The organism is Prosthecobacter sp., assembly GCF_044222565.1.
GTDB lineage: Bacteria > Verrucomicrobiota > Verrucomicrobiia > Verrucomicrobiales > Verrucomicrobiaceae > Prosthecobacter.
In genome coordinates this window covers 426,777-446,341 of record NZ_JBGANA010000004.1, presented here as the reverse complement: position 1 = coordinate 446,341, position 19,565 = coordinate 426,777, and the positions used below count along the sequence as shown (strand labels likewise).

Annotated in this window: 17 protein-coding genes; 8 read left to right on the top strand and 9 right to left on the bottom strand. The window is 60.1% G+C overall.

The features are described 5' to 3' along the window. Positions 1–140 precede the first annotated feature (140 nt). The 5 genes from ACILSR_RS08445 to ACILSR_RS08425 all read right to left on the bottom strand — a co-directional run bounded on the left by ACILSR_RS08445 (position 141) and on the right by ACILSR_RS08425 (position 6,977). A complete protein-coding gene (locus ACILSR_RS08445) occupies positions 141–2,294 on the bottom strand; it encodes a RecQ family ATP-dependent DNA helicase (RefSeq protein ID WP_395749309.1) in 2,154 nt (717 codons plus the stop codon). 48 nt (positions 2,295–2,342) lie between these two features. After that, the gene (locus ACILSR_RS08440) at positions 2,343–3,428 is read right to left on the bottom strand and encodes a sugar phosphate isomerase/epimerase family protein (protein WP_395749308.1); all 1,086 of its coding nucleotides are present in this window, start codon (positions 3,426–3,428) and stop codon (positions 2,343–2,345) included. 86 nt (positions 3,429–3,514) lie between these two features. Beyond that, complete coding sequence (locus tag ACILSR_RS08435) at positions 3,515–4,726, bottom strand: hypothetical protein (RefSeq protein ID WP_395749307.1); 1,212 nt, start codon at positions 4,724–4,726, stop codon at positions 3,515–3,517. A 60-nt stretch (positions 4,727–4,786) separates the two neighbouring features. Then, positions 4,787–5,503, bottom strand: coding sequence for a glycosyltransferase family 2 protein (locus tag ACILSR_RS08430; protein ID WP_395749306.1), 717 nt, complete (start codon positions 5,501–5,503; stop codon positions 4,787–4,789). Positions 5,504–5,522: 19 nt separating this feature from the next. Then, positions 5,523–6,977: an ArnT family glycosyltransferase gene (locus tag ACILSR_RS08425; protein ID WP_395749305.1), complete on the bottom strand. Its 1,455-nt coding sequence runs from the start codon at positions 6,975–6,977 to the stop codon at positions 5,523–5,525. 54 nt (positions 6,978–7,031) lie between these two features. On the opposite strand from ACILSR_RS08425, the gene ACILSR_RS08420 reads away from it, so the two are divergent. The 5 genes from ACILSR_RS08420 (at position 7,032) to ACILSR_RS08400 (ending at position 11,770) form a co-directional block, all read left to right on the top strand. Continuing rightward, on the top strand, positions 7,032–7,724 hold the full coding sequence (locus tag ACILSR_RS08420; RefSeq protein ID WP_395749304.1) for an outer membrane lipoprotein-sorting protein: 693 nt from the start codon (positions 7,032–7,034) through the stop codon (positions 7,722–7,724). Positions 7,725–7,792: 68 nt separating this feature from the next. After that, a complete protein-coding gene (locus ACILSR_RS08415) occupies positions 7,793–8,482 on the top strand; it encodes an outer membrane lipoprotein-sorting protein (protein ID WP_395749303.1) in 690 nt (229 codons plus the stop codon). Positions 8,483–8,490: 8 nt separating this feature from the next. Continuing rightward, positions 8,491–9,783, top strand: a complete 1,293-nt coding sequence (locus tag ACILSR_RS08410) for a class I SAM-dependent RNA methyltransferase (protein WP_395749302.1) — start codon at positions 8,491–8,493, stop codon at positions 9,781–9,783. A 19-nt stretch (positions 9,784–9,802) separates the two neighbouring features. Next, positions 9,803–10,897: an iron-containing alcohol dehydrogenase gene (locus ACILSR_RS08405; protein ID WP_395749301.1), complete on the top strand. Its 1,095-nt coding sequence runs from the start codon at positions 9,803–9,805 to the stop codon at positions 10,895–10,897. 42 nt (positions 10,898–10,939) lie between these two features. Beyond that, complete coding sequence (locus tag ACILSR_RS08400; RefSeq protein WP_395749300.1) at positions 10,940–11,770, top strand: class I fructose-bisphosphate aldolase; 831 nt, start codon at positions 10,940–10,942, stop codon at positions 11,768–11,770. 114 nt (positions 11,771–11,884) lie between these two features. On the opposite strand, the gene ACILSR_RS08395 is transcribed toward ACILSR_RS08400, so the two are convergent. Genes ACILSR_RS08395 through ACILSR_RS08380 form a run of 4 tightly spaced genes read right to left on the bottom strand, consistent with a single transcriptional unit; the run spans position 11,885 to position 16,547 of the window. Further along, the gene (locus ACILSR_RS08395) at positions 11,885–12,412 is read right to left on the bottom strand and encodes a hypothetical protein (RefSeq protein ID WP_395749299.1); all 528 of its coding nucleotides are present in this window, start codon (positions 12,410–12,412) and stop codon (positions 11,885–11,887) included. 55 nt (positions 12,413–12,467) lie between these two features. Continuing rightward, on the bottom strand, positions 12,468–13,493 hold the full coding sequence (locus ACILSR_RS08390; protein ID WP_395749298.1) for a methyltransferase: 1,026 nt from the start codon (positions 13,491–13,493) through the stop codon (positions 12,468–12,470). Between the two features lie 46 nt (positions 13,494–13,539). Beyond that, complete coding sequence (locus ACILSR_RS08385) at positions 13,540–16,146, bottom strand: M56 family metallopeptidase (protein WP_395749297.1); 2,607 nt, start codon at positions 16,144–16,146, stop codon at positions 13,540–13,542. Next, positions 16,143–16,547: a BlaI/MecI/CopY family transcriptional regulator gene (locus ACILSR_RS08380; protein WP_395749296.1), complete on the bottom strand. Its 405-nt coding sequence runs from the start codon at positions 16,545–16,547 to the stop codon at positions 16,143–16,145. Before ACILSR_RS08380 ends, ACILSR_RS08385 begins: the two co-directional genes overlap by 4 nt. Before the next feature lie 146 nt (positions 16,548–16,693). Between ACILSR_RS08380 and ACILSR_RS08375 the strand changes: the two genes are divergently transcribed. The 3 genes from ACILSR_RS08375 to ACILSR_RS08365 are packed head-to-tail and all read left to right on the top strand — an operon-like array spanning position 16,694 to position 19,430. Beyond that, positions 16,694–18,178: an MFS transporter gene (locus ACILSR_RS08375; protein ID WP_395749295.1), complete on the top strand. Its 1,485-nt coding sequence runs from the start codon at positions 16,694–16,696 to the stop codon at positions 18,176–18,178. 2 nt (positions 18,179–18,180) lie between these two features. Continuing rightward, positions 18,181–18,477, top strand: coding sequence for a hypothetical protein (locus tag ACILSR_RS08370; protein ID WP_395749294.1), 297 nt, complete (start codon positions 18,181–18,183; stop codon positions 18,475–18,477). A gap of 47 nt (positions 18,478–18,524) precedes the next feature. Continuing rightward, on the top strand, positions 18,525–19,430 hold the full coding sequence (locus tag ACILSR_RS08365) for a PIG-L deacetylase family protein (protein WP_395749293.1): 906 nt from the start codon (positions 18,525–18,527) through the stop codon (positions 19,428–19,430). Positions 19,431–19,565 lie beyond the last annotated feature (135 nt).

Genomic DNA, 19,565 nt, shown 5'->3' with positions numbered 1-19,565 from the left:
AAGTAATTTGTCAGGTGCTTGTAAGTTCTCTATTCGACCCGCCCAGCTAATGCATTGATGCCTCGTTGTTTATTGTCAGAACCAAGTGAATTCTACAATGAAGGATAAATAGTGTCTTTACACATCAGCGGCGGAGCCAATCATCCATGCTTCTTGATGATCTGAATGAAGTCCGGCAGATATTCCTTCGCCTTCTTCTCTCCCACACCGCGGATCTTCATTCCAGCCTCAATCGTCTTCGGCTTCAGCCGTGTCATGAATTCCAGCGTCTGGTTGCTGAATATAATGTAAGGCGGCACTCCTTCAGACTCGGCCAGCGTCGTGCGGTGGCGCTTGAGTTTTTCAAACAACGCATCGTCGAAACCGAGTTCACGCGCCGCCAGCTCTTCGTTCATCGCTGTCTTGCCCTTTGGCTTTGCCGCCGGCGCATGCATGGAAGGCCATCGCATCCTGACGTTCAGCCCCTTCTTCATCACATCGGCGCCGCGTGCAGTCAGCGTCACTTTCGGAAACTCTCCGCTGCTGGTCTCGATGAGACCCATCTTTTCCAGCTCCGCAAACAGTGGATGCAGCGCCTGGGTGCCCACATGCTTGAGCAGCCCGTAGGTCGTGAGCTGATCATGCCCTGCATCCACGATCTCCTTGGACTTGCTGCCCACCAGCATCTGGATGATGCGCCCTTTGCCAAAGCGCCCCTCCCACGTGCCATCGGCATGTTTGGTGGACATGCGCGCGATGCCGCTGAGCGCCTGACGCAGCATCGTTACCTCCTCCTGCGTCCCCTCGCGCGGTGCTTCCACACCCTCCGCCCGGCACACATCACAGCTGCCGCAGGGCGTGCTTTCGCTCTCGCCAAAGTAACGCAGAATCTGCTCCTGCCGGCAGGCCTTGTCGTCATAGCAGAGGTCGATCATCGCCTTGAGCTTCGAGCGGTCACGGCGGTCCTTCTCGCGCAGCGCCTCCACATCGAATTTCAAATCACGCGTCAGCACATTCGGCTGCAGCAGCCGCGTCCCACGGACACGCTTCCCGGGAATGTCGAACCGTTCAATGTAGTCATTTCGCACCAGATGGCTCAGCGCAGAGCCAATCGCCATGCTGTTCTTCGCACCCGAGCGCTCCGTGATTTCGTCAATCGACGCCTGCACCTCGTGGTTCGAATCCGCCGCATTCAGCAGCGTCTGGTACACCCCGCGGATGACGTCCACGCTCGGATTGTTTCCATCGATGAAAAACTCCTGCGTCTTGGTGTCGGCAAAATTGAAAAACAGATCGCACTGGGAAGGCTCGCCGTCACGTCCCGCACGCCCTGCCTCCTGATAGTAGGCCTCCACGCTGCCCGGAACGTCGAAGTGAACGACAAACCGCACGTCCGAGCGGTCGATGCCCATGCCAAAGGCATTCGTCGCCACCGCCACGTCCGCCTTCTTCGTGATGAACTTTGTCTGCCGCGACTCACGTTCCTTGTCATCCAGTCCGCCGTGGTACTCGATGACCTTGAGCTTCCATGACCTCAGTTCCTCGCCCACCTCCTCCACCCGTTTCCGCGTGGAGCAGTACACGATGCCGGTCTTGAACTGCGTGATGATCTTCCGCAGCCGCTCATACTTCTCCGCGTTCGACTTTGTCTGTGCAATGTTCAGGCTCAGGTTCGGCCGCTCAAAACCGCGAATCGTGACAAAGGGGTCTCTCAGCGCCAGCGTCTGCAAAATGTCCCCCCGCACTTCAGGCGTGGCCGTAGCCGTCAGCGCCACCACCTGCGGCCGGTCCAGCTGTGCCAGTGCCTCGCCCAGCCGCATGTAGTCCGGGCGAAAATCATGACCCCATTGTGATAGGCAGTGCGCCTCATCCACCGCAAACAGCGCGATCTGCACCTGCCGCAGCGCATTGGTAAACATGCGGCTGCGAAAGCGCTCCGGCGCCACATATACCAGCTTGTACTCACCCCGCCGCAGCGCATCGATGCGCGCCTGCTGCTCGCTGAGCGAAAGAGAGCTGTTGATCAGCGTGGCCGGAATGCCGCGCCGCTCCAGCGCATCCACCTGATCCTTCATCAGGGCGATGAGCGGGCTCACCACCACGGTCACGCCCTCCATCACCATCGCCGGAAGCTGGTAGCACAGAGATTTGCCGCCACCCGTGGGCATGATCACCATCGTATCGCGCCCGCTCAGGATGCTGGCCATCACCGTTTCCTGCCCGTCCAGAAACTCGCGAAAGCCAAAATACTTCTGCAACGCCATCTTGGCGTCGTGAATGGGTGTGGAATCGGCGGTGGGAAGAAGTTCGGGCACGGACTGCCCATCATGGATGCGCTGGCGGATTCCTCAACCGTCCATGCATCAATGCTCCTCCTTCTTCGGCGCGGGTTTGGGCTTCAGCGATGGCATGAAGCCCAGTTTCTCACCCGCCTGGTGCATGCATTTCACAATGTTCCCCTCCTCCAGTTCCAGCGCCTCCTCCAGCTTGAGGCCGCTGGTCTTTGGCAGCTTCGCCGCATTGTGCTCACGCACCATCTTCAGCGTGCGCGCCAGTTCCGTGCCCGGTTTGTCGGGGAAAGTGGCCCAGTATCCCGGTTTCAGACAAGGTATGTCCAGCGGATCTCGCGTGATCATTTCCAGGTGGTAGCCGATCCCTGGATTGTACTTCTCAAACAGCGCAAACATGCGCGGCAGGTCCAGGATGCCCTCCCCCAGCGGTACCTCGGCAAGCAGAAAGCCCGTGGGCGTCTCTTGCACCGCCATGTCCTTGATGTGCGTGGTCACCGCAAAAGGCGCCAGCGTTTCCACTACCGTCATCGGATCTTCCAGCAAGGCGATGCTGTTCCCGGTATCCACACACGCGCCTATGTGCGGACTGCCCAGCCGGCCCAGCACCTCCGCAAGTTCCGCCGCATGCAAATCCTTGTGATTCTCAATGCCGATCTTCACCCGCTGCCTCTTCGCCACGGGCTCGGCCAGCTGCATGGACTTGACCGCACCGTCCTTCCAGTGCCTGAACTCCTCCAGGCTGGAAAACAGTTCATAGCGCCGCCCGCCCGTCGCAGAGCGGAAGATCGTGGCCCCCGCCTCCTTGGCGATGCGCACCTCCTGCTCGAAACGCCCCACATCGTTCTCATTCTTCGGCAGCGTGATGCTCCCCTCCAGCTTGATGATGTAGGACTCGCACGTCGCGCGCACCTTCTGTGCAAACTCGCTCGTCCACCCGCCCACCATCGTCTGCAGGGATCCCACCCCAAGATCACGCACATGATCAAGCACATCCAGCGCATGCTCAAACGGCGGAAACTTCATGCTCGAGTACTTCCCCTGCCAGCGCTTCCAGTACGAATGAATCACAATCCCCATCTTCTTCCCCCGCAAGGCTCCCGATGCAGGCAGCGCAGCCGCAAACGCAGCGGCAGAAGTGAGAAAGGTGCGTCGTGTCATGTGGATTCAGTGAACGTCCGCGAAATTGAATTCATTTCCCCCACTTGCACAGCAATCTTCCTGCCGAAATGACGGCTCGTTCATGCCTATCTAACCGCAGCGTCAAATCTCACGGCCACATCCAGAAACAGCTTTCCCCAGCCACTGCTGATGCTGACTTCTTGAATAGAGCCTGTCGGAGCAAATAGAAGAGAGAGCTTCCTTGAATGAGCCCAGAATCCATCCGATTCGATGTCTGAAATGATTTGATCAAATTCGTTCAATGCCTCCTCGGAATTGTCCCAGGATGACCAGACGAAGTTATTGTCTGGCAGTGCCAGCAGCGCTCGCGTTTCTCGAAGAACTTTCAGGAGATCATCTGCCAGGCACTCGGACAGCCACCGCACCAGATCGGTCACGGACTCATGCTTCTTCCGCAGCGCATTCAGCGCGGGCCAGTCAATGCTGTGGCGCGGTGTGGGCAGTGTGATCTTCTGGATGCGCAGCAGATTGTGCACCGCCTCAAACTCCGCCGCCGTCATGGCGCGCAGTTCCTTGGCGGAAGGCAGCTCATCGAGCACGCTGAGCGGAATGCCCAGGCAGCTGATGCCCACGCCAAACTGATGGCCCAGGCTGCGCAGCGCATCCACCAGCGCTTCATCGTTTAATCCTTCCGCGATCACGATCTCGCTTTGCAGCGTCCAGCGCGTGGCGCTCAGCGCCTGGAAAAAGTCAGAACTGAAGGTGTCCAGCGCCACGCTCAGCTTCAGTTGCACACCCGCCAGGCCCACTTCCGGCCCTCCGAGGTGCCGGCGCAGGTCCAGCATCGCCGCATCAAATCGCGGCGCGTCATCGCTGCCCGCGTCCAGATCCCAGTCCGCCACCACGAGATCCGGGATGTCCCATTCTCCCTCCATGCTTGGGGCGCCGCTGCTGTTGCGGTTGAGCAAAAAAGGAAAACGCGAGCGCTGCAGGCACAGCCGCTCATAGATGGCCACCACCCGCAGGTAGCGCGACCAGCATTGGTCGCTCTCTCCCAGCTCGCTGTCAAAGAGGCCCTGCCGTGTCACGCCATTGCTGCCGGCGCTCAGTGTTTTCTTCTGCCGCTGATAATATCCCTGCCCCTGGTCCACCTTGGCGATGGGCGAGGTCGGATCGTAGCTCAGAATGGAAAAATGATACCGCAGCGTGGCATCGCTGTACCCATCTCCCAGGCGCAGGCGCACCAGACGGATGAGCTCGGTGCCCTTGATCGAATCCGCAGGATCATGCGGTAAGATTTCGGGCAGCAGTAGTCGCAGTTGTTCGCGTAGGTTCATCCTTGGTGCTGTGTCACAGCATGGCTGCGAAGCGGTTGCCTCGTCAACAACAGAAACGCATCACCCCACCCTCTCCTCTCGGATCACGTATCGTGTGCGCCGGCTGTTCAGCCACCGCACTCCGAACATGTCCATCGTGGCCCGCAGCGCCCGGTTGCCAAAGCCATACTTGCTCACGCCATGGATGCGCGGCCTGTGGTTCACCGGCATTTCGGTCACGCTCCAGCCCATGTTGCGGATCAGCGCTGGAATGAAGCGGTGCATGCCGTTGAAAAGCAGCAGCGCTTCACGGCAGTCGCGGCGCATCACCTTGAGCGTGCAGCCCGTGTCACGCACATGGTCGCCCACAAAACGGGAGCGCACAAAATTGGCGATGCGGCTCTGCAGGCGCTTAAAAGTCGTGTCCTTGCGCTTGGCGCGGTAGCCGCACACCAGGTCATAGCCGCCGCCCTCGTCCAGCTTCGCGATCATCGCCGGGATGTCGGCGGGGTCATTTTGCAGATCGCCGTCCAGCGTCACGATGACGTCTCCCAGCGCGGCGTTGATTCCCGCGTGCATGGCAGCGCTCTGGCCGCTGTTCTTTTCAAAAACGATCACCCGCACCCGCGCGCCACGCTGCACGCGTGCCAGGGTCTGGTCTTTTGAGCCGTCATCCACCAGTACCAGTTCGTAATCCCGCCCGTTCAGCACCTTGTCGATCTGCTGCTGCATCTCCACGACATTGTCCTCCTCATTATAAAGAGGCACGACGACGGAAATGGCGGGGGACGATGGCATGGTTTGGCAGAAAAGAGCATTAAAGGTCGGGCGGACGATAATCGTGGCAAGCGAAGATTTTCAGCCACCGGACCTCATTCCCTGCATGCATGACCCTCGCCACGGAGAGCACTTCCGTGCTCTGAAAGCGCTTTTTGAGCGCCTCAGGCATGTCGCCTTCATCCGTGACGTACAGCGCGCTGCGCCCCGCAAAGCCACGGAGATCATTCGCCGGAGTTTGCACCGCCTCGTCCCGGCCCATGTAGTGATCCAGCTCCACGGCGAGCTGCCTGTCCGCCGCCAGCACAAACCATTTTCCACCTCCTGCTTCCTCCAGCACCCCGGAGACGGCCTTGGCGCTCTCACGCCAGCCGCGCATCATTCCGGAGGGGTCCGCACCTGGCAGCTGCGCGGCGCTGCCATGGGTCGCGAAAGGCCACCTCAGCCCCAGGGTGCGCGGCAGATCCGTCTGCACCAGAAAGGCGCTTTGCACCGCCGCCAGCACGATGGCGATGGTGCGCAGACTGATTTTGTGCTCGATTTCAGCCGTTTGGGTGACCGCCGCACGGTGGGCCAGCAGCATGGCTGCAAACAGCATCCACACCGCGGCCCCCGCGTCCGGCCACCCTTCATGGGGGCCGTAAAAAAAGTCCAGCGCCGCCAGCGGCAGCAGCATGGCCATGGGCAGCCGGCGGTGGGAGATCAGCATGCTGGAGGTGAATCCCGCCAGTACACTCAGTACCAAGAGCACCAGCATCAGCGGAGAGGCCAGCACCAGCCAGCGCAGCACATTCGGCAGCAGCCGCCACTCCGGGAGCCAGCGCCACCCCGCCAGCGCCGGAAAGCCAGCGCAGCGCTGCCAGATCAGCCAGCTTAGTACGACCACCGCCCACGCCCCTGCGATTATCTTGAAACCCACCCCATGCAGATGATGCCGCAACCGCCCCGGCAGGGCGAAGAACAAAACCACCGCCGCCATGAAGGCGAAGGCGGGGGGCTGTGCGAGCGCTACGCAGGCCGCCGAAGCCCCCCAGGCACGGTGCAGCGGATTCGTCTCCTGCAGCGCATGGCGCAGGCAAAGCGCCGCGGCAGGGACGAGCGCGCAGACCACCGTGGCCGGCGTCAGCGTCACGGCGGCGAGGTTGAATGCAGGAAGCACATTCACGATGACCACCGTCCAGCTCGCGATCGTCTCATCAAAGAGATCACGTGCCAGCCGCCACACCGCCAGAGATGCCGCCAGCGCCAGCAGCGGCGCAAAGAAGCGCACCCCTATTTCGTTCGCTCCGCAGATCATGATTCCCAGCCTCGCAAAAAACTGCAGCAGCGGCCCCAGCCCAAAAAAACCACCCCACCCGCCATGCTTGATGGCAAAGACCGCCTCCGCCTCCTGCGGCGCGAGATCCAGCGTCGGCAGCAGAGCCCAGCGCCAGAGCGTGAGCAGGCCCAGGGCGGCATGGAGAAAGCGCTGGCGCTGCATGGTGGTTGCGCGCATTGAATAGTGGACGCCGCCCGCATGTCAAAGTGTCGTCTCCAATCCTTCCCTCTTATGAAACGTCTCTTCCTGCTCCCGCTGCTGCTCGCCTCCGCCCTGCGCGGCGAAGATCCCCAGCCTAAAACCGCCGAGGAAATCGTCCGCATCGTGCAAAACAGCTACGCGCTGCAAAACTACAAGATGAACGGCCAGCTGCGCGATGATGCCACCGGCCGCGTGGAGCCCATGACGCTGACCATGCAGAACCGCGTCATGCGCTTTCTGTTTAAAAACCAGCCCCCCGAAATCGTGCACTTGGACATGAACACCTCCCCGGCCACCCTTTATCAGGTGCGCCAGGGCGGCTCCTCCGTGGTGCCGGACTCCCAGCATGGAGACAAGGTCCGCGGCATGCAGTTCAACTATGAGGACCTCTCCCTTGGTTTCCTCTACTGGCCTCGTCCTCAGCTCATGGGAGATGACCGCGTGAGCGGCCAGAAGTGCTGGCGCGTCCGTGTGACGAATCCGAGCAAGGAAGGCCCCTACCACGCGGTTGACCTCTGGGTGCATCAGGGCAGCGGCGGCGCCGCCAAAATGGCGGCCTGGGATCGAAACAGCAAGATCGTGAAGCGCTATCAGGTGACCAAAGTTCAAAAAGTGGAGGGAGCCACCACCCTCAAGGAAATGCGGATCGAAACCATCAATCCCGCCAACGATTCCGTCGTGGGCCGCACCTACATGACGCTGGACGACCCGGTGAAGCAGTAGCATTGCCAGGAAAAGGGTGGTAAGGACGCGTCCCCCCTCGCGTCATTCCAGGCCTGTCCCTGCCCGCCATGAAGTTCATTCTCTTTGTCACTCTTCTGCTCACGCCCACCCTGCGTGCCGCAGATTCAAAACCCAGGTCTGCGGAAGAAATCCTGCAGGCAGTGCGCCAAAACTACGCCCAGCAGAATCAAAAGCTGCAGGGCGAACTGCGCGATGGCGACACGGGCCGCACCGAGCCGATGGAGCTTACCATGGGAAATCAGGTCATGAATTTCCTTTTCACCAAACCGCCCGTCGAGGGCATCCGCCTGAACTTCAATACAACTCCCGCCACGCTTTCCCAGACTCGCAAAGGCGTCACCCGGCAGGTCCCGTCCAGCCAGCTCGGCAGCCAGGTGCGCGGCATGGACTTTAATTATGAAGACCTCTCCCTTGGCTTTCTCTACTGGCCGCGCCCGGAGCTGATGCAGGAGACCCGTGTCAGCAACCTCAAGTGCTGGCTGGTGCGCGTGATGAATCCCGGCAAAGCCAGCCCCTACCATGCCGTGGACATCTACGTCCATCAGGCCAGCGGCACCGCTCTCAAGATGCTGGCTTATGATCAAAACAGCAAGGTCATCAAACGCTACGAAGTCATCAGCGCGCAGAAGATCAATGGCGTGCAGGCTTTGAAAGAGCTGCGCGTCGAAACTCTCGATCCCGCGACCGGCAAGATCATTGGCCGCACCTACATGAAAATGAATCCCCCAGCAAAGTGACGCGACGCATGCAACAACCGCCGCGCAAATTCAATCCTCATCCCTTCGCCTATCATCAGGAGCTGGACGTACGTATCGAAAGCCTCACCAACGAAGGAGCGGGAGTCGCCCGTGTGGACGGTTGGGTCGTCTTCGTTCCCTTCACGCTCGCTGGAGAGCGGGTGAGGTGCCGCGTCTTCCGCAATCACAAAAACTACAGCGAGGCCGATTTCGTCGAAGTCATCGAGCCGGCGCCGAACCGCGTCACGCCTCAGTGCCCGTTGTTCGGCCAGTGCGGCGGCTGCCAGTACCAGCATCTGTCGTATGAGGAACAGCTGACCTCCAAGCAGCGCCAGGTGGCCGATCTGCTCAAGCACATGGCCAAAATCGAGCATCCCGTGGCTCCGGTCATTCCCTCGCCCGTTCAGTACGGCTACCGCTCCAAGATCACCCCGCATTTTCATCGCCCCAAGGAGGGCGGCATTGGCGCCATCGGTTTCCTCCGTGCCCGCACCCGCAATGCCATGGTCGATGTCGAGCAGTGTCCCATCGCCATGCCCGCGCTCAATGCCCAGCTCGCCACCGTGCGTGAGCGTGCCCGTGCGAACTCCGCCGAGTTCAAAAACGGCGCCACCCTGCTCATGCGTGCAGCAAACAATGGCGTCCTCACACGGCCCGATGAAATCGCCGTCGAAGATGTGGACGGAGTCCGCTTCGAGTTCCAGGCGGGAGACTTCTTCCAGAACAATCCCTTCATCCTGCCCAAGTTCGTCCGCCACGCGATCGACGAAGCCAAAGCCACCGGCGCGAAATATCTTGTGGATGCCTACTGCGGCAGCGGCCTCTTCGCCATCAGCGCCGCGCGCGACTTCGAGCAGGTCATCGGCGTGGAGATTTCCGAAACCGCCGTCAAAAAGGCCGCTCACAACGCCGGAATCAATTCCTTGACGAACTGCCGCTTCATCGCCGCGGATGCCCAGCACGTTTTCAAAGACGTTCCGCATGCCGGAGCCGACACGGTCGTCATCATCGATCCACCGCGTGCTGGTTGCAGCCCCGAATTTCTGCACCAGCTCTTTGCCTTCAATCCCAAGGGCGTCGTTTACATCTCCTGCAATCCCGCCACACAGATGCGCGACCTAGTGCTCTTCACCGAGGCCGGGTTCAAGCTCGGCACCGTGCAGCCCTTCGATCTCTTCCCGCAAACAAAGCACCTCGAATGCGTCATGACGCTGAGCCGCGCCCCCGACGCATACGCTGTTCAGCTTTCCCCTGCAGCAAAGGTTCCGGTCGAAGAAACAGAACTCCCCGCCGCCGCCTGATCTCAAACTCGCTGCGCCCATGAACCGCTTCGAATTCGCCACCGCCCAGCGCATCATCTTCGGCCGCGGCACCTTCCGCGAGCTTCCGGACCTCTGCCGCAGCTTCGGCCAGCGTCCCCTCCTCATCACCGGCAGCCGCCCACAGCAATACGCAGAGCGCCTGCCAAATGTCGGCATCCACTCCATCTGCGGCGAGCCCACCGTTGAAGACATTGAATCTGGCGTCGCCCTCGCCAGGCAGCGCAGCGCCGATGTCATCGTCGCCATCGGCGGCGGCAGCGTGGTGGATGCCGGCAAAGCCATCGCCGCCATGAGCACTCAGCCCGGTGACCTGATGCGCTACATCGAAGTCATCGGCGAAGGCAAACCATTGGACGCCGCTTCCCTGCCCTACATCGCCGTACCCACCACTGCAGGCACCGGCACCGAAGCCACGCGCAACGCCGTCATCGCCAGCACCCAGCACCGCGTGAAGGCCAGCCTGCGGCATATCTCCATGCTGCCGCGAGTTGCGTTGATCGATCCCGAACTCGCCGCCGATGTCCCCTCATCCGTCACCGCCGCCAGCGGCATGGATGCTCTCACGCAATGCCTGGAAGCCTTCGTCTGCTCCCGCGCGCAGCCGATGACGGACGCACTCTGCCTCGATGGCATCCAGCGTGCCGTGCGCTCCCTCGAGCGCGCCTTTCAAAACGGCCACGATCTCGATGCGCGTGAAGACATGGCTCTCTGCGCCCTGAACAGCGGCATCGCCCTCGCCAATGCCGGACTCGGTGCCGTCCACGGCTTCGCCGCCCCCATCGGCGGCATGTTTCACGCGCCGCATGGCGCCGTGTGCGCCGCCCTTCTGGCCCCCGTTTGGGAAGCGAACGCCCGACGCGTGCAAGACCGCAGCAAATTTGCTCAAGTCGATGGAATGCTGGGAGGCGATGCGGTGAGCTGCCTCCACGCCCTTACCGAACGCCTGCGCATCCCCAAACTTGGCCACTGGGGCATCGTGAACTCCGATCTCGATGAAATCGCACGGAAAGCTGCGGCAGCGAGCAGCATGAAGGCGAATCCGGTGGCACTGACGCATGAGGAGTTGATTGCGGTTTTACGCCAGGCTTTGTGAAAGTTAAACCCGTCTCGCCACGCTTCTACAATCCTTTCCACCATGAAATCCTTCCGCCTCAAACGCCTCTTCAATGCCAAGTCCGGCCGCTGCTTCGATGTCGCTGTCGACCATGGGTTCTTCAATCAAGCGGGATTTATCCAGGGCATTGAAGACATGCGCAAGGTGGTGAAGAAGCTCGTCGAGGCCGGGCCGGACGCCATTCAGCTCACGCTTGGCATGGCGCGGCATCTGCAGGAAATCCCCGGACGCGAGAAGCCCAGTCTAGTCCTTCGCACGGATGTGGCGAACATCTATGGCAAGACGCTGCCGGAAAATCGCCGCTTCAGCCTCATGATCGAGGACTGCATGCTCCAGGCAGTGCGCCATGACGCGGCGTGCGTCTGCGTGAACCTTTTTCAAATCCCCGGAGCGCCGGAAGTGCACGCGGAGTGCATTGAAAACATCCTCAAGCTCAAGCCCCAGGCGGACTACTACGGCATGCCGATGATGGTGGAGCCGCTGGTGTTTCAGCCGAACGAGATCGCCGGCGGCTACATGGTCAATGGAGACGAACCCACCATCACCAATCTGGTGCGTCAGGCGGTGGAACTGGGGGCGGACATCATCAAGGCGGATCCGACGACCGATGTGAGCAGCTACCACAAAGTCATCGAAGCCGCCTCAGGCATCCCGGTGCTGGTGCGAGGAGGCGGGCGTGTGAGTGACCGCGAGATTTTGGAGCGCACACAGGGCCTGCTGGAGCAGGGAGCCTCAGGCATCGTCTATGGCCGGAATGTCATCCAGCATCCGAATCCCACCGGCATCACCCGCGCGCTGATGTCCATGGTGCATGACGGAGCGAGTGTGGAGCAGGCACTGGCGATGGTGTAGAACAACCGTCCCGTTTGCTCGAGTTTGAAGCAAGCGGGACACTCGCGTAACGGCAAAAAGAAAGCCGGGGTCGCTTTCGCAAGCCCCGGCCCCGCTCGTTGTTGGTTGCGGTAGTTATTTGATGTCACCGGCGAAGCCGGCGGCATTGAGGGCGGTTTCCAGTTCAGACTTGGTGAACTCGCCCTCGACAGTGAATGATGTGGCTTTGGCGACGATGTCGCTCTTGGTGATGCCCGGAACAGTCTTCACAGCATTGGCTGCGGCGACTTCGCACTTCTTGCAGCAGAGGTGCACGCCGGAAACGGTGGCCTTGGCCATCTTGGCTTCAGGCTTTGCCGCCGTCGCAGGCTTGCTGGTGGATTTTTTGGAGTCGGATTCTGCGCCTTCGATCTTGCCGAAGTAGCCTCCAGCAATGATCGCCTCAGCGGCTTTCATTGCATCGCCCTTCTTCTTGGAGGTGATGGTCACCGTCGTGCTCTTTTCGGGAACGTCGATGGTCACACCTTCGCCAATGCTGCCGGCCTTGATGATGCCCTTGGCGCAACTGCCGCAGCAGTTGTGCACACCGGTCATGGTGAGTGTGGTCTCAGCACGAACAGAAGCGGTGAGAGCAAGGATGGAGAGCAGTGTGAAGAATTTCATAATTGGCGAACACTGAGACGATACGACAAATCAGTTTCTTTGCACAATTTAATTTTTAACGTCGAATTGCTGTCATGAATCCGCGCGCCACGGCGGTGTCATGATAAGCACCTGGAACGAATCCAGCCTTGTCTAGCATCTCTGCGTACTCACCGGTGCTGTAGCATTTCCCCTGCGTGGAATGCATCAAGAGGCAGGAATATTCCGCGACATGCAACGGACCGGTCTTGTCTGCCTTGATGATGGCATCATGAATAATGAGCATGCCGCCGATGGGCAGCGCCGCGTGTGAAGCGGCCAGCAGCTTCTTCACTTCTGGCAAACCCCAGTCATGCAACACATTGGAAAAGAGATGCACGTCACAGCCTTCGGGAAGTCCGTCAAACATGTTACCTGTGGCTACGCTAACGCGCTCCGCGCAGCCACGTTCCGCAATCAGCTTCCCTGCAATGCGATCCACCGGAGACTGATCGAACGCGATCGCCTTCATGTGTGTGTGCTGCGCGGTGATGGCACAGGCGTAGATGCCCGAACCTGCGCCAATGTCCAGCAAACGGCTACGACCGGTGAGATCGAGCTTCTTGGCCAGGGCCTGTGAGAGATACAGACCTCGGCAGTCCATGGCGGCGGTGAATTTCCGCGCGAAGTCCTCCTGCTCCATGGCCTTGTGCCAGTCAAAGGCCGCCTTGTCACCACTCCAGCCTGCAGGCTTGTCGCTTTTGAGCACCTCGATGAAATCCCGCGCAATGGGGCGCTCATGAAGGGAGGCATAATAAGGGCGCACATCCCATACCGAACCAGCGACCAGATGTTCCCTGGCAGTCTCCGTGAGGGAGTACACGCCGCCGATGTTTTGCACCCAGCCGTTAGATGCAAACAGGGTCATCATGGTATCCACAGGGCGCTCGGTGAAACCGAAGTGCGCACAAATGCCTTCCAGGGTGGAAGGATTTGCGGAAAGCCAGGTGAAGAAATCCAGACTGAGCGCCGCAGTGATCAGATCGACCGCATAAAGGCAGTCGCGATAACGGTAAATATTGAGCGGATCAGTGGCGGGAGCGGAGGTGAGATCGTGCAACATGGTGCAGCATGATGAAGGAGATGGAGATGAGCAGCAAAAGCTGATTTCACTTTTTCCCTTCCTCTTCCTCAATGGACCCGGTGACGAATAGAAATCGTGACACCCCCGGGGAGGGTTGGGAAGCCAGCACGAATGTCTGGCCGCCCCAAATGGCCACCCCGGTGGAAATGCGCTTGGGCGTGCCTGGGTCATTGGCGACGATAAACTCAATGGTATTCCCATCCGCGCCGATGTGTGATTCCACACTGACTTCCCCGCCCCCTAACAACGCAGGAAGCTCATACCGCTGCTCCTTGTCCGCCGGGGCACTTTTAGGCTTCAATGTCTCAGCCTTAACGGCCCGTTTGGTCACCACCTCAAACTGGGCCTTGGTGAAAATACCTGCCGTGGTGAATTGCCGCAAAATGGCTTCCGATGGCGCTGGATCGATGTTCGACAACTGCAAGGGGTCCCTGATAGCGACTGGCTTTTGATAGCCGGGCGGCGTGGGCAGCCATTTTTCCATCAGCTTTAAAAAGTCACCCTTTGCCTCTGCTGCCTGTACCGTGACGACAACGCGCTTCTTCACCGTGGCTTGGTGGAGCGAATCAAGCCACGCTTCAATGAGGTCCAAATTGGGTCTGGTCTGGCGCACGGTGAGTTTTCCATCCTTGAGCGCAGCGTCCGCAGGCTTGGAGAATGGGATGCCCGCCGCCTCGAGCACTGCAACCGGCGGCTTGTCCAGCGGGAAGCTGGAGGGAACCTTGTAAACGCGCACCGACCACTCGCTGACAACTTTGTCCGGAACATCGATGCCAGTGGTGGAGGGTCGAACGGTGGCGGTTGATTCAAAGCTGACGGCTTTCTGCCCCTGCGGATTCAGCGCTTCGGCGGTGATGAGTACAGTGACGGGTTTTTTCGAGGTCTGGAGATGCAGAACGAGCGTCTCACCGCTCGCCAGTTCCGCCTGGCCCGCCACCGTATGGATCTGGACGCGGTTCCAATCCGGCTTGTCGCCCTTCTGGGGCAGCCAGGAGTGCGTTGCCTGAGGATCGACACCCAGATCTATTTTTGCCGTGACCTGCGCCTTGCCGTTCGGCATCGCACTGGCGTGGAGCTTGATGCTAGGCCCGATAAATTTGAACACACTGGTCGTGCCTTTTTCTGGCAGCTTCTCGGGAAAGACTTCGCGCACGACTTCGGCGATGGCTTCCTGCCCCAGCTGCATCGTGACTGACGGCATGCTTGCCAGATCCATGCCCTTCTTCTGCGACAGCTGCCGCCAAAGATCCGTGGCTTCATCAGACCGTAAGATGGCTTCATGCGCCCCGAAGTAACTTTCTGCCATGATCAGCTTGCACTGAAAGTAAACCAGCGGCGGCCGCTTGCTGAGGCGGTCGATGATGGCTTCGATCTGATTGAGCGCTCCTTTGTGATGGCGTACGATCAATTGTGAGGTCACGGGATTAAAGATGGCGCTGGCCCCTGCCGGAAAGGGAATGCCTTGCAGCTCCAGAATTTGCCGGGCGGATTTTTTGGTGATGGTAGTTGTTGCCTCTTTTCCTGCTGCAAAGGGATCTGATGGAATCGGGTCCCCATTCAAGAAATCGGGAGACACCTTGTACAGACGTGTGTACATCGCACCCTCGTCTTCCTGGGGCTTTGCTGCTTCCTGTGCCGATGCGGTGGCGATGCCGAAAGAAGCTGCAATGAGTGGCGCGATGCTCAGAAAGGCGAGGCATGCGAGGACGAAGAGGGCGCCCAGTTTCTTCCGCACGCCGCGTGCTTCCATCAATGCCACCAGACGTGCCTTGAGGCGGCGCGCGGGGCGTGAATGGGCGATGGGCATGACACAGGCTGACTGCGGTGCGGAGTGGGCGGCCCAGGTGAGGAGGAAGTCGGCGTAAGCGGCGTGGTCACGCTCTTCACCGACAGCAGCGGCATCGCAGGCTTCCTCGCGGGCACGGGCGTACTCTTCGGTGAGGGCATGGGCAAAGGGATTCCACCAGAGGAAGGAGCGCACGATATTCTGCAAACAGACGACAAAGGTGTCATGGAGGCGCAAATGCTCGCCCTCATGACGCAGGAGCCAACGCCATTGGTGAGGAGTGAGTCTTTCAAAGGCCGTGGCTGGAACGGCGATGACGGGGAAGAACCAGCCGGCAACGCAGGGGCTGCCGGCGTGGTCGAAGACGCGGATGCGTGCGAGATCCAAATCATCGGGCAGTTTTTCCAACTCATCTAGCGAAGGGCGGCGCAAACGCCATGCCCAACGCTGCACGCGGATGCTTTGGGATGCCAGACGTAGCCACAAGATTCCTGTAATGAGCCAGGAAAGATGGCGCAGCAGTCTTATAAGATCGTTCAGAGTCCGGGCGGGCGCCTGAGGGGTGACGACGGCGGTGGGAGGGGCAGCGGGGGTGACGGTAATGCGCCAGTCGGCTTTGAAGGTTTCCTGAATGGGTGTCCAGACGGGGACGGGGGCTTGTTTTGGCAGCAAATCGCGGAATGAGATGTCAAAGGGCGTGTAGAGGCACATGAGGACGGCCAGATTCGCCAGAATGCAGCGGCGGAGGGCATCGCGGATGACGAAGCGGACGAGAAGCCAGGCGAAGGCGCCGATGACGAGGCTGTGGACGATGAAATTGAGGCAGGAAATGGTGTCCGAGTTCATGGCTTGCCTCCTTTTTTGGCGGTGGTGGTGCGGACGTACTGGCGCAGTTCTGCCAGTTCCTGCTCTGTAATGTCACCGCTTTCCACCAAACAGCGGACGAGGGCGACATTGCTGCCGCCGAAGAAGCGGCGCTTGAGGTCCGCGAGGACGCTGGTGCGGCCGGGGCGCTCGTGCACGGCGGGTTCGTAGGAGTGGGTGCGGCTGGAGTCATCGCGCCGGATCCAGCCTTTGGCCTCGAGGCGGGTGAGCTGGGTCTGGAGGGTGTTGCGGGTGACGGGGTCGGCACGGCCGCTGTTCACGGCCTCGAGGATTTCACGGACTCCGGAGGGGTGCTTTTTCCAGAGAATGTCCATGAGCGCCTGCTCGGCGGCGGAGAGCGGTGGGAGTGAGTTGTGTACCATATTTGGCAAAAGAATGCCGACAAGTGTCGGATTTGTCGAGATAAATCCGACACTTGTCGGATGTTGTTTGGGGAGCACACTGGATGATGAATTCTGGCCACGGTGCGCGTTGACTTCGCCCCATCTACCTGACAGCATCGCCCGCCATGTCCAATCCCGCTCCCAAATTCACTCTCACTCACTGGCTCATCATCATCATCGCCAGCATCGGCTTTTTGTTCGACACGTATGAACTGCTGATGACGCCGCTGGTGGCGGCGCCGGCGATCGCGGAGCTGCTAAAAGTGCTGCCGAGTGATCCATCCGTGACGGAGTGGGTGGGCAAGCTGCTGTGGATCGCGGCGCTGTGCGGTGGTGTGTTTGGTCTGTTGGGCGGGTGGCTGGTGGATAAGTTTGGCCGCAAGACGATCATGGCGGCGAGTATTTTTGTGTATTCGTTCTCGCCGTTCTGCGCGGCGTTCGCGACTTCGCTGCCGATGTTTATTTTCTTCCGCTGCACGACGTTCATCGGGGTGTGCGTGGAGTTTGTGGCGGCGATTACCTGGCTCGCGGAGGTGTTTACGGACAAGCACCAGAAAGAGAAGTGGCTGGGGATCACGCAGGCCTGCGCCTCGCTGGGCGGACTGCTGGTGACGATGGTGAGCGTGTGGATCAGCAAGAATTTGGACACGCTGCCGCATTGGGGGCTGCCTGCCGGCAGCACGGGCATTGGCGCATGGCGCTACACTTTGATGTCGGGCATTTTGCCGGCGATTCCGATCGCGCTGATGCTGCCATTTGTTCCTGAGTCCAAAGTTTGGAAGGACAAAAAAGTCGCAGGCACCCTCAAGCGCCCGAGCTTTGGCGCCTTGTTTTCGCCCGAGCTTCGCCGTGTGACGCTGGTGACGACGATTCTTTCGGCATGTGCGTATGGCATCGCCTTTGGAGCGCTGCAGGTGACGGTGGCGCGTGTGACGCCGGGACTGCCTGAACTGAAGGCCGAGGCCGGCCAGCTTGCGGCCCTGAAAAAGACGGACATGGAGATCAGCGCCAAGCTGAAGGCCCCAGGCCTGGACGATGCCGCCAAGGGCGCGCTCAAGGCTGAGATGAAGGCCAACTTTGACAAGCAGAAGCCGGTGAACGCCAAGGTGAAGGAAATGGCGGACAAGGTACAGTTCCATCAGGAGATGGGCGGCCTGGTAGGACGCGTGCTGCTGGCGGTGCTGCTGATCGTGGGCATGAGCCGTGTGAAGCTGCTGAAGGTGTTTCAGATTCCGGCACTCGTTATTCTGCCGGTGACTTATTTCATGCTGTTTAAGGACGGCGGGCAGGCCTTCTTGTGGGGCTATGCGATCTGCGGACTCGTCACGGTGGCGCAGTTCAGCTACTTCGGCGAATACCTGCCGAAGGTGTTTCCGATGCACCTGCGCGGCACGGGCGGCAGCTTTGCAACGAATGTGGGCGGGCGCATGATCGGCACCTGCATGGCGACGCTGAACACGAGCTGGCTGGCGCCAATGCTGGCGGGTGGCGCGCTGGCGGTGCGGCCGATGCATGTGGCGATGGCTGCGGGTTACATCGCCACGGCGATGGCGGTGATTGCGTTTGTCGTGGGCTTCATGCTGCCGGAGCCGAAGGGTGAGGAAGGCTGAGGATGCTGAGGGAGCTGCTTACTTGGCTGGGGTTTGGCTTGCTGAGCCTCAGCTGGTTTGTGACGCTGTTTTTGCCGCAGGTATCATCACCTAACTACCGGTCGCTATTTTTCGGCATTCTGCCGTTTGCGGTGCTCCATCTGACACTCGCCATTTTCATTTTTATGCGCGCCCCGGTTTGGGGAAAAGGGTGCATTGCTGTCTTATCGTCGCTGGCACTGCTTTCATTCCTTGACCTCACGATGCGGGTATGGCTGCATTTTGGTCTCTTGTCGTGGCTGTTGCAGGGTGTCATCTGAAGTGAGCTTTGAACGACTTGGTGTCGTGGCGGCGTAATGCTGCTGCCATGATTCGCTCACTGACTCTTCTGTTTGTTTGTCTCGCCACTTTCACGCTGCATGCGGAGGAGGCTGGGGATGGGAAGCTGAGGATTGTGGTGTTTGGGGCGCATCCGGATGATGCGGAGTATAAGACGGCGGGGACGGCGGTGAAGTGGGCGAGGATGGGGCACCATGTGAAGCTGGTGTCTGTGACGAACGGGGACATCGGCCATTGGAAGGAAGCGGGAGGGCCGCTGGCGCTGCGCAGGGCGGCGGAGGCGAAGGCGTGCGCGGCGAAGCTGGGCGTGACATCCCAGGTGCTGGACATTCATGACGGGGAGCTGCTGCCGACGCTGGAGAACCGGAAATTGATTACGCGGGTGATTCGTGAGTGGAAGGCGGACATCGTGATTGCGCACCGGCCGTGGGATTATCATCCGGATCATCGCTATGTGGGCGTGCTGATCCAGGATGCGGCGTTCATGGTGACGGTGCCGTTCATCTGCCCGGATGTGGCGCCGCTGAAAAAGAACCCGGTGTTTCTGTATTCGAGCGACGGATTTCAGAAGCCGTATCCGTTCACGCCGGACATTGCGGTGAGCGTGGACGATTCATTTGAGCAGAAGCTGGAGGGACTGCATGAGCTCACCTCCCAGGCTTATGAGGGCGGGGCGAGCGGCTCGGCGGAGTATGTGGAGAAGGATGTGCCGCCGGCGAGTGATGAGGTGGCGCGGCGCGCGTGGCTGAAGAGGCGCTGGGGTGCGCGGCAGAGCAGCGAGGCGGAGAAGTATCGGGAGCTGCTGGTGAAGCTGTATGGAGAGGAGAAGGGAAAGGCGGTGAAGTATGCGGAGACGTTTGAGGTGTGTGAGTATGGGAGGAAGCCGAGTGCGAAGGAGATTAAGGAGCTGTTTCCGTTTTATGAGGGAAAGTGAGCTGGGAGTGGTTTCTGCAGATTTTTAAAGGTAGAAAAATTAGGGGTAGCAAGATTTCCCGGAGTTATGGGCGAGGGCGTTGGGCTCATCTCGGTGGAGCGGGATGGGTGCTTTGTTGGCGCGCTTTGAGTAAGC